Genomic DNA, 10,823 nt, shown 5'->3' on the forward strand with positions numbered 1-10,823 from the left:
CCATCGACGGTGACCCGACATCATCTGGCACACCCAATGGCGCGGGTCCACACCCGGCTACCCACACGAGATCCAGGTGGACCTGGGCGCAGCCAGCTCCGATGCGCCCTCCGCCACCTGCCCCGGCAGAACGGCGTCAACGGCACTGTCGACCGGTACGAGATCTATCTCAGCGCCGACGGCCACACCTGGGGACAGGCGCTCGCCAGCGGGCGCTTCGGCAACACCGGCCAGGGTGAGAAGTGGGTGCCGCTGCCCGAGACCGGTGCCCGGTTCGTACGCTTCGTCGCACTGAGCGAGATCAACGACGGTCCCTGGACCTTCCGCAGCCGAGATCAGCATCGATAGGCGCTGACCCGGCACACCAGCGGCCGAGATGGGTGGTCCGTGCCGGCTTCCCGGCACGGACCACCCTGTTGCAGCTCCACTGCTGGAGCTGGAGCGCCTGTCGGGACGCCGGCACGTCCCGACAGGCGCTCGGCTGGGAACCGCCCCCCGGCAAGCGCCGTGCGGCCATGGCGTGCGGTGGTAGGCGGGCAGGCGTGGGGCGAGGTGGCGTTCGGTAGGCAGGGGCGGAGGACTTCCGCTGCCCCTACCTACCGGGTTTCGATCAGCCGGTGGTGAGCGTGCTGTCGTCGCTGGTGTTCGGTGTGGTAGCTCCGATCAGGTCATCGGAGCCGGCGTTGCCGCTGCTGACCTGGGCGGGGACAGCGACGGTCTGGGCCGGGTCGACCTCGGCTCGCTCGGACGGAGAGTTGCTGGTGCCGGCCTGCTCCAACCCACCGGAGCGGACTTCGAAGCGCCACAGCGAATAGCCGAAGCCGGTGGCCCGTCTGGCCCCTTGCATCCGGACGTACCGGCCGGTCACCGGTGCGAACGTGAGCTCGTCGACACGGGCGCCCGACGGCTTGTCCCGGACCGCGGCCACCGTTCGCCAGTTCGTCGCGTCGTCCGACACCTGAATGTCGTAGTCGCGACCGGAAGCCGTTTCCCAGTCGAGCAGGACGCGCTGGACGGACTGTGGGGATCCGAGGTCCACCTGGATCCATTCCCCGTCCCGGTACGCGCTGGCCCATCGGGTCTTGGCGTCTCCGTCGGTGGCGTTCTCCGGCCCGAGGCTCGGCACCTCAGACGATGATGCGGTGGTCGGCCGGTGCAGCGCCAGGTCGGGTGCGTCGAAGACGCGCATGCTCCACAGGGCGTATCCGTCCTGCTTCTGGTTGGCCTGCGTGCCGGTCAGCCGTACGTGCCGGGCCTCGACCGGGTCGAAGCTGAGCGTGTCGGTGCCCGCGGATTCGCGGCCCGTACGCGAGGCGACCGTGGTCCAGGTCGCGCCGTCGCCGGACACCTGGACCGCGTAGTCCCGTCCGTGCTCGGGCGCCCAGTCCAATTCGACCTTGCTGACCACGGCCGGTTTCCCGAGATCGACCTGCAACCAGGCCTCGTCTCCGGGACCGCTAACCCACTTGGTGGTCGCCACCCCGTCGAACGCCGCCGCCGCACCGCCGGCGGAGGCGGTCGCCGCCCGACCAAGGCTCAACTCTCCGTTCGCCGGCGTGGCCAGCGTCGTGGCGACCTTCGTCAGCCCCGTGCCCACGCCGAGCTTACGCACCGTGCCGAGGAACGTGCTGTACGGCACCCCCGACTTGGCTCCGCTCCACATCTTCTGGGCAAGCACGCCGAACGTGGGCTCGACCAGGCCGTGCACGTCAAGTTCGGTGTAGGTGGCCTGGGTCAGGTCGTTCCACACCGCGGACATGGCACCGAGCAACTGGGGGTCGCCGGGGGCCACACTCTGCCCGCCGGGGAAGACATGTGGCTCCCACTGGTCGTAGAGGTACTTTCCGTCCAGACCGTGGCCGTGGTAATAGCCGGCGAACGGGACGATGTAAAGCAGGGCGTCGTTGGTGTTGATGAAGGACGAGTACCCGTCGCGCTTGATGGCCTGCGGCCCGTACCAGCCGTTGTTCCAGCTGTTGAGGGTCACGTCGCGGTCGTAGCCCTCGGCGCTGCTGGCCATGACCGACAGGCTGCCCCAGGCCCGCGGGTGCTTGCCGAGGGCACGGATGTGTGCGGCCATCTCGTTGAAGTAGACCTTGTAGCGAGGCTTGTCCACCGTGTACTCGTCGGCCCCGAAGTGCACGTCGGGACTGCGGAACCAGGGCACGAACTCGTCGAACACCGACTTCATGAATGCGGTGGTCTCCGGCTTGGACAGGTCCAGGTGGTCGGAGTCGCCGTTGTCGAGGCCGAGTGCCGGGCGGAACCGGATGAAGGCCAGCGAGTGGGCCGGCGAGTCGATCTCGGGGATGATCGTGACGCCGTTGGCGGCGGCGGTGTCCTCGAACGAGTCCCAGTCGGCACGGTCGTAGGCGCCATCGGTGGAGGCCAGGCCGGCGAGCACGGGGTTGTCAGTCTTGAGCCGGAAACCGGCCTGGACCTCACTCCAGGGCCGCCCTCCCTTGAAGCCGTTGTCATTGAGGTGCAGTTGCAGCTGGTTGAGCTTGAACCAGCCCATGAGCCGCAGGTAGTCGCGGATGTAGTCGGCGGTGAAAAATCGCCGTCCGACGTCCAGCATGAAGCCGCGTACCTTGTAGTTCGGCCAGTCCACGGCCGCCCCCACGGAGATCGAGTCGCGACCGTCGTCGAGCAGCAGGAGCTGCAGCAGAGTCCGGGTACCGTAGAAGACGCCCGTCACGGTCGGCGCGGCGATCGTCACGTTCCCGTCCGTGACGGTGAACGTGTAGCCCTCCTCCGCGAACCGGGCACCGCCCTCGGCGTCGGTGAGGGTGGGATCGACCGACAGGACGATGTCGCCGTCCTGCGGGATCCGCGGGGAGACGTCCAACTTCCGCCCGGTCACCTGTTCAAGGTCGGCCGCCAGCTGCGCGCCCTGCGCGCCGAGTTCGTCGCCCTGCTGCTTGGCAAGCACGATCCGGCTGTGCTTGCGCAGCTCGAACGCCCCCCGGCCGCCCTCCCATTCCTGCAGCGCGGGCACGACGGCGGGTTTGGAATTGACGGCGGAGACTGGTTCGGCCGCGGCTGGCAGTCCCCCGGCGACGAACGCCGGGAGCGACAGCAGGCCGACGAGCCATGTTGGCCGCAATCTCATGCGTACCTCCAGGGGTGGCGGTGCCGTGGGGATGAGTGGCCGTTCGCCGGGCACTGCGCGGACGGGCGCCCCGACGCTGCGCACATCGACGGGCCTGGCTTCGTTAGCGCGCCGCCAACCCTAGGGGCTCTTCATAGATCGCGCAAGATATAGGATCGATTCGATCGATCCAAGACGTCGGCGCCGTCCACCAGGACGACGAGCCTCGCACCTCAGCCACCGGGTCCGCTGCAGAGCTGACTGGACACTGGTTGACGCACCTTCATAGACATGGGATGTTTACGCAAAGACAGCAGAACCTTGAGGCTCGAACGACGCTACGTTTACCGATTTGTTGGGAGATAGTGATGCGTTGCGGAGACGAAACGCCCCACAGACATCCGAGGTCTCATCTGATCGGTGGGGTGGTCGCGGCTACCGTTGCCCTGTTCGGGCCCGCTGCGGCCGTGCCTGCGCTGGGGGCATCAGCACAGGATGCATCGGCAACGGTCGTCCGAGTGACCGACTTCGGCGCGGACCCGACCGGGCGAGCCGACAGCGCCGCCGCTGTGGCCGCCGCGTTACGGCATGCCAAGTCGGTCGATGGCCCGGTTCGCGTGCTCTTTCCTCATGGCACGTACCAGCTCTATCCCGAGCATGCCGAATCGCGAGAGCTCTACATCTCCAACACCGTCGGTGCCGACCAACGCTACCGCACCAAGCAGATCGGCCTGCTCGTCGAGGACATGACCGACATCGTGATCGACGGTGACGGATCGCACCTGCAATTCCACGGGCTGATGAGCGCCTTCGCGGTCGTCCGGTCGCAACGCGTCACCGCGACCAACTTCAGCTTCGACTACACGACCCCCAAGGTCATCGACGCGACGGTGACCGAAGCGGGCACCGCCAACGGTATGGGCTACCGGATCCTCGGCCTCCCGCCGGGGACGCTCTACCGCGTCGCGGACAACCACGTGACCTGGCTCGGCGAGACGAGCCCGACAAGTGGCCAGCCCTATTGGAGCGGCGTCGACGGGATGCAGTACTCCCAGGTCCACGACCCCGAAGCGCAGCGCACGTGGCGCGGCGCGAACCCGCTCTTCCGTAACGTGGCCGCGGTCGCCGACCTCGGCGACGGCCGCATCCGCGTCGACTACCGGTCCGCCACCGCGCCGTCCGACCGCGGACTGGTCTATCAGATGCGGCAGACGACACGAGACACCGCAGCCGGCTTCATCTGGGAGTCGAGCAATGTGACCCTCCGCAGGGTCGCGGCCCGCTACCTGCACGGCTTCGGCATCGTCGGGCAGTTGAGCGAAAACATCACCATCGACGGCAACGACTTCCGCACCGATCCCGCCACCGGACGCACCACTGCAGCCTTCGCCGACTTCATCCAAATGTCCGGCGTCAAGGGTGCCGTGACCATCACCAACAACATATTTGACGGACCGCACGACGACCCCATCAACATTCACGGTACGTACCTTCAGGTGGCCCAGCGGCTCACGCCGGACACGTTGCTGCTGTCCTACATGCACCCCGAGACCGCGGGCTTTCCCCAGTTCCACCCAGGCGACCAGGTCGAGTTCGTCGAAAAGCGCACCATGTCCGCCGTACCCGGCGGTACCGCCACGGTCCGCAGCGTCGACGGACCTTCTGGCCAGGACCACGACAAACCCTTGACGACGATGGCGGTGACGTTCGACCGGAGAATCCTCGACATCGTCACCGCGGGCAACTTCGTCGTCGAGAACACGACGTACACGCCCTCGGCACGGATCGCCGGCAACACCTTCCGGAACGTGCCGACCCGGGGAATCCTCGTCACGACTCGGCGGCCCGTTGTCATCGAGGACAACGTTTTCGACGGCATGTCCATGGCGAGCGTGTTCATCTCCTCAGATGCCTACCAGTGGTACGAGTCGGGGCCGGTGCGAGACGTACGCATTCGGCGCAACCTCTTCCTCCGCCCGGCCAGCCCGGTGATCTTCGTTGAGCCGACCAACCAGGTGCTCGACCCCGATAACCCGGTGCACCAAGGAATCCGCATCGAGCACAACGAGTTCCGTGTCGGCGACGTCCAACTGGTAAACGCCAAAAGCGTCCGCGGCCTCACGTTCCTCGGCAACGACGTCAGCCGCGTCGACCGCGACCGGCTCGTCGCCGTGCAAGCCAAGAACCGGTGTCCCGCAGTGGGCGCCACGACGCAGATCCGCGCCGTCGCGGCCGGCGGGCCCTACACCACTCCCCTGTTCCGCCTCCGCGGCGCAAGTGACGTCCTTATCGAGGACAACCGGTACGACAACGGACTGAACCTGCGCGCAGACCTCGAGACGACCCAAGCCGCCGAGGTCACCGTGGACGGGGACGACATCGGGTTCGGGCAGGACAACCTTCTCCCAGTGGTTGAGGCACCAAAGTTCCGATCGAACAAGCCACAGGTACTGAGCGTCGCATCAGATGGCACGGTGAGGGCGGTCGCCGCAGGCCGCGCGGAGGTGACAGCGATCGTCAAGACGGAAATCGGCCAGCTTGTCTCCAGCGCCCTGACAATGACCGTCGGCGGCGATCCGAGTTCACCCGATTGTGCCAAGGCGCCCGCCCTCTCCGACTCCTGGGCCGTGCTGCGCGACACCCCCAGCAAGCGCACGGTTTTGCCCGACGGAGCCCTGTCGCTCACCCCGACCGGCAGCGGGTTCCTCTGGGCCGGCACGAACACGGCTCGCAACATCGTGCTGACCCCCGTCGGCGGCGGAGAGGGGACGGCGACCGTGAAGATGGTCGGCAAGACCCAGCGCGGCTACATGGAGGCGGGCCTGCTGCTCTACCGCGGCGACAACGACTACATCGCTCTACAGCGCAAGCACAACAACGGAACTCCCACCGTCACGGTCGTGACGGAGTCCGCAGGGCAGCCGGAGGAGAGCCGGCGAATCGCCGACCCGGATCAGTCCGAACTCTGGCTGCGACTGACTCGTACCGGCGACACGGTCATCGCCTCCATGTCGACCGACGGCCGGGACTTCACACCCATCGGGTCACCGATCTCCGCGGCGTGGCTCGGGCAGGCCCGTTTCGGCGTCATGGCAGAGGTGGAGAATCCGGGACCCGACCAGCCGTTCGAGTTCCATGACGCAACCATCGACGGGAAGCAGGTGCCCTTCCTATCGGAGTGGTAGCCGCGGCAGGACGCGGGCCGGGGCCGCTGACATGATCAGCGGTCCCGGCCCCTTTCGCCCTCTCGTACGGCGCCCGTGATCGTCTGGCCGTTGACTAGGGCCGGTACACCTGCACTTCGGCCAGTGACAGGTAGTTGCTCGCGGAGGTGAGTTGCACCCTCACGTAGCGGCCCGATTTGCTGACGTTGATGTGGGTCGGCGTGCCTGCGGTGCCGGCGTATCGGAAGGCGTGCACTCCGGGCTGCTGGAGTGTCGTTTCCAATGACGCACTGGTGAACGGTGAGTCGGACACGAGGACGTAGAAGTCGGTGAGGCGCGCGGAGCAGCAGTCCGTGCGGTTCCATACCAGAACCTCTCCGATGTCCTGGGATGCGCCGAGGTCAACCTGCCACCACGGCTGATTGTCGAGGTTGGTGTGGGTGACCGAATTGCTGGAGAAGTTGCCGTCGGTGTTGCCATCGACGGCACGGGAAGCCACTCCTCCTCCGGAGGGGTAGGTACTGGATTGTTCTGCGGGCTTACGGAGCGCGAGGTTCTCGCGCAGGACGTCGATGGGTGTCGGTGCCCGTAACGCCCACTCGTCGGTGGAGACTGCGGCTGTGATCCGGTAGTTGCCGTCGGCGGCGTTGCGCGGCACCGTCACGGTGAACTTCAGAGTTCGGCTCTCACCCAACTTCAGGGGCGCGGAACGAACTGCCGCCGGCGCGACGGCCCAACCATCGGGCACCTCGAGCGCCGTGATGGTTGTCGCGACGACCTGCCGGTCCGCAGCCGACAGCGTGACGGTGACCGGGATTTCGGAGCCGGGCGCACGCACGCCGTCGGGCACCGCGACCGCGACCGCCGCCTGAGCGACAATTCGGTACTCCTCGCCTGCCTTGGTGGGCAGGGTGAGGATGCCATCCTTGACCTCGTAGTCGGTCGGCTTTCCGTCGCTGCGATAGACGAACACCTTGCCGGTGAACATGTCGCTGCGCAACCTGGCGATCCCACCCTTGTCGGAGGCGATCCGGATCTTCGAAGCGATGCCGGATTGCCACGTCACGCCGACCGTGAACGCCCCCCTGGCGCGGAGACCATCGACCGACCCGTCCCGCCAGAAGTCCGGCAGGGCAGGCAGGACGTCAATCGTGCCGGCTTGGCTCTGCAGCAGCATCTCAGCGATCCCGGCCGTGGCGCCGAAGTTGCCGTCGATCTGGAACGGACCGCAGCAGTTGTCCCAAAGATTCGTGAAGGTGTTGGCCTTGAGCAACGCCGACAGGTTCTTGTACGAGTTGTTCCCGTCAAGCAGCCTGGCCCAGAAGTTGACCTGCCATGCCTTGCTCCATCCGACTGCCTCCCCATCCCCGCGCGCCCGCAAGGAGACCGCGGCCGCGTCGGCGTACTGGGGGGTCTTCGCGGGGGTGATCTGGCTGCCCGGATGCAGAGCGAACAGGTGCGAGACGTGACGGTGCTGGTCGTTGGGGTTGTCCCAGTCTTCCTTCCATTCCTGCAACTGGCCCCACGACCCGATCCGCAGGCCGGGATCGAGGCGGGCGAGGGTGTCGGCGAGCTGGGTGGTGAATTCGCTCGTGTCGCCGACGATCTTCGCTGCCTCGGTGGTGTTGGTCCGCAGATCCCACACGATCTGCTGGGACATAGAGGCACCAGCAGAGTAATCACCGTGCTCCGGCGAGTAGCTCGGGTTCACTACCAGCTTCCCGTCGCGTGGGTCGGTAACCAGCTCGTCCAGCCAGAACTGCGACAGTGACTTGAGCATCGGGTAGGCCCTGTCGCGCAGGAACTGCTCGTCGCGGGTGAACAGGTAGTGCTCCCAGTAGTGCCGCGCCAGCCACGCGCCGGCCTCGGGGAACCAGAACGCGGTCGCCCAGTCGTGCACGCCGGTGAACCCGAACGGATTGGTCTCGTTGTGCACGACCCAGCCCCGGTTGCCGAACATCTCCTTGGCGGTCACCTCTCCGGGGGCGGCCAGCGCGTCAACGAAGTCGAACAGCGGAGCCGTGGTTTCGGACAGGTTGGCGGTCTCGGCCGGCCAGTAGTTCATCTGCAGGTTGATGTTCGTGTGGTAGTCCGCCGCCCACGGCGGGGAGGTGGAGTTATTCCACCCCCCCTGCAAGTTCGCGGGCAGCGAGCCGCCGCGTGACGACGCGATGAGGAGATACCTGCCGTACTGGAAGTACAGCACCTCGAGCGCCTTACGCGCTTCCGCCGACGCCGAGCCGTCCCGGTAGCCCTTGAGGAGGTCATCGGTCGGGATCTGCGGCATCTGCTGGCCGACGTCAAGCCGTACGCGGCCGAACAGGCCTTGGTAGTCCGCGGTGTGCGCCGCTTTCAGCTGGTCGAACGACTTGCCGGCTGCGGCATCAATGCGACCGGTGACCGCGTCGTGCGGAGGCACGGTGCGGTACGTGGGGGACTTCTCCGAGTAGTCCGTCCCGGCCGCAAGCAGGAGGACGACCTGGTCGGCGTCCTTCACCGTCACCGAGCCGTCGCCGTTTTCAGTCCGCTGGCCGCCGATATTCAGCACCTGGATCTGCGACTCGTAGCGCATGCCGTTGTCATTCAGCGCGCCCGTCAGGGTGATCCGGCCGTTCTTGGCGCTGATGCTCTTGCTGCGGTTGTCGGGTGCGGTGATGGCGGTGGTGAAGCCGATCGACCCCGGCCGGTCAGCGCCGAACCGAGCAACGATCACGTCGTCGACCGCTGAGGCGAAGTATTCGCGGGTGAAGCGGACCCCGTCGCCTCGGTAAGTGACACCAGCGATGGCATCGGCGAGGTCGAGCGTACGGCGATAATCGGTGACCGCACCTGGAGCACTGAGTTGGGAAAGCCGCAGCTCGCCAAACGTCTGGTAGGCGCCATATCCAGCCCTCGGCTGGCCGAGCTTGCCCGTCACCCACGAGGGACTGGCTCGCTTGTCGGCGTTGATCTTGTCCTGGACTTCCTGCATTGCATTCGGCCGTGGAGAGTTCCAGTTGCCGAAGTTGTAGCCCTGGGCGGATCCCGGTCCACCCGTCCACAGGGTCTTCTCGTTGAACTGCAGCCGTTCGGTACCGACACCCCCGAAGACGGTTGCACCGAGGGCCCCGTCGCCGATCGGTAGTGACTGGGACTGCCAGTCCGTGGCCGGCTCGTCGTACCACAGCGTCACCCCACTGTGGTCGGCGTCCTGGGCCGATTCATTCGCCGCCGCTGTGAGTGCTGGCAGCGTGCTAACCGCTTGGCTCACTGCCGGGGCGAGCGCCGTCGAGCTCACCAAAACAGCGACAGATGAGGCCCCGACTCCAAGCAGGCGTCGCCAACGCCTGGGCGGGTTTCGCTTGGGCAACACTTCTCCTCCTTCTCTTGCGTTGGGTGCCCGCGGCGTGGCTGTGCGGGGAGGCGTCGCAGTGTTCCTGGCAACGCCTGCTTGATCTACCCGTAGGTGGGCGCGAACACCAGGCGATGGCGCATCGATGAGGCTGAACTCCGTCAGCGTTCAGCCAAACCTAGAGGCCAAGGATAGATCGCACAAGATATAGGATCTATTTGTTCGTTCACTGATGTTGTCGACACGGGAGGTCGACGACGGGGTGGCGGCTTCGGCAGGCCGCGGAACGGTTCCAGGTCTGCGTGAACGCCGCGAAACGGTGGGCCGGCCGCTACCGGGCCGAGGGTGTCGCGGGCATAGGGGATCGATCCGCCGCCCTCACCGGCCGAGGCGGACCGTTCGTCGCCGGAAGCGCAAACGTGCTGCACCCTACCGGTGAAAAAGCGGTGGAGGTTTGCGCGCTCGGCATCGTCCCTGATGGCCGTCCGTGGCGCACCAAGGCCGCCAGCAGGGCAAACGCAACAGCAGCGCCACACCCTCACGGACGCCGTGACCACAATGGGCGGCGCCCGGCTTGGCTACGCATTCATCGGATCACGCGCCAGCGGGCCCGTGGACGCCGGACGGCGTCCACGGGCCCGGGCGCGAACGTGGTGCGTGCGGGAGGTCAGCGATCCTGCTGGCGCGGGTTCACCGGCTTGACCCGTACGTCCTCGCCGTTGACGCGGACGATGACCGTGCCCTGGTTGCGCGCCCGGTCGGCCACGACCGTGAAGTCGGTGACGCGCCCGTCGCGCCAGGTGCAGCTGACCTCGTAGCCGCCGCGGGCACGCAGACCCGTGAACGAGCCGTCAGCCCAGTCCTTCGGCAACGCCGGCAGCAGGTGGATGACCTTCTCGTGGCTTTGCAGGAGCATCTCGGCGATCGCACCGGTGATGCCGAAGTTGCCGTCCATCTGGAACGGTGGGTGGTTGCAGAAGAGGTTCTTCAGGGTGTTGTACCGCAGCAGGCCCCGGAGCATGTACCGCGCCCGCTCGGCGTCACCGAGCCGCGCGAACAGCGCGGCCCGCCAGGGCCAGGTCCAGGACCGGCGGCTGTCGCCGGACACGGTGGCCTCGCTGAACGGGATTCCCTCGCGCTCGCCACAGCGCGCCTTGAGCGAGACGAGTGCGGCAGCCGCGAGTTCCGGCGACGCGCCAGGGGTGATCTGGCGGCCCGGGAACACCGCGAAGAGGTG

The 10,823-nt window shown here is 66.9% G+C and carries 5 protein-coding genes and 1 pseudogene; 3 read left to right on the plus strand and 3 right to left on the minus strand.

The window, feature by feature from the left end; translation table 11 throughout:
* Positions 1-36: 36 nt before the first annotated feature.
* The gene (locus tag FXF52_RS33610) at positions 37-348 is read left to right on the plus strand and encodes a discoidin domain-containing protein (RefSeq protein ID WP_148803239.1); all 312 of its coding nucleotides are present in this window, start codon (positions 37-39) and stop codon (positions 346-348) included.
* 262 nt (positions 349-610) lie between these two features.
* On the opposite strand, the gene FXF52_RS33615 is transcribed toward FXF52_RS33610, so the two are convergent.
* Entirely contained in the window at positions 611-3,112 is a 2,502-nt protein-coding gene (locus FXF52_RS33615; RefSeq protein ID WP_148803241.1) for a discoidin domain-containing protein, read from the minus strand.
* Between the two features lie 497 nt (positions 3,113-3,609).
* Here FXF52_RS33615 and FXF52_RS33620 point away from each other — a divergent pair, with 497 nt between their 5' ends.
* Positions 3,610-6,276: a DUF1349 domain-containing protein gene (locus tag FXF52_RS33620; protein ID WP_222870823.1), complete on the plus strand. Its 2,667-nt coding sequence runs from the start codon at positions 3,610-3,612 to the stop codon at positions 6,274-6,276.
* A gap of 94 nt (positions 6,277-6,370) precedes the next feature.
* Here the strand turns inward: FXF52_RS33620 and FXF52_RS33625 are convergent, their stop codons facing one another.
* Complete coding sequence (locus tag FXF52_RS33625) at positions 6,371-9,532, minus strand: glycoside hydrolase N-terminal domain-containing protein (RefSeq protein ID WP_148803246.1); 3,162 nt, start codon at positions 9,530-9,532, stop codon at positions 6,371-6,373.
* Between the two features lie 329 nt (positions 9,533-9,861).
* Between FXF52_RS33625 and FXF52_RS43500 the strand changes: the two are divergent.
* Positions 9,862-9,948, plus strand: a pseudogene (locus FXF52_RS43500) (hypothetical protein); the annotation flags it as partial.
* 305 nt (positions 9,949-10,253) lie between these two features.
* Here the strand turns inward: FXF52_RS43500 and FXF52_RS33635 are convergent.
* Positions 10,254-10,823: glycoside hydrolase family 95-like protein (locus FXF52_RS33635; protein ID WP_370518061.1), on the minus strand; the 570-nt coding region annotated here is incomplete at its 5' end.

This window comes from Micromonospora sp. MP36, from assembly GCF_008119785.1.
Lineage (GTDB): Bacteria > Actinomycetota > Actinomycetes > Mycobacteriales > Micromonosporaceae > Micromonospora.

Excerpts from the sequence above, each read along its gene's own strand:
- FXF52_RS33610 (WP_148803239.1), top strand. The coding sequence starts at position 37 with ATGGCGCGGGTCCACACCCGGCTACCCACACGAGATCCAGGTGGACCT.
- FXF52_RS33615 (WP_148803241.1), bottom strand. The coding sequence starts at position 3,112 with ATGAGATTGCGGCCAACATGGCTCGTCGGCCTGCTGTCGCTCCCGGCG.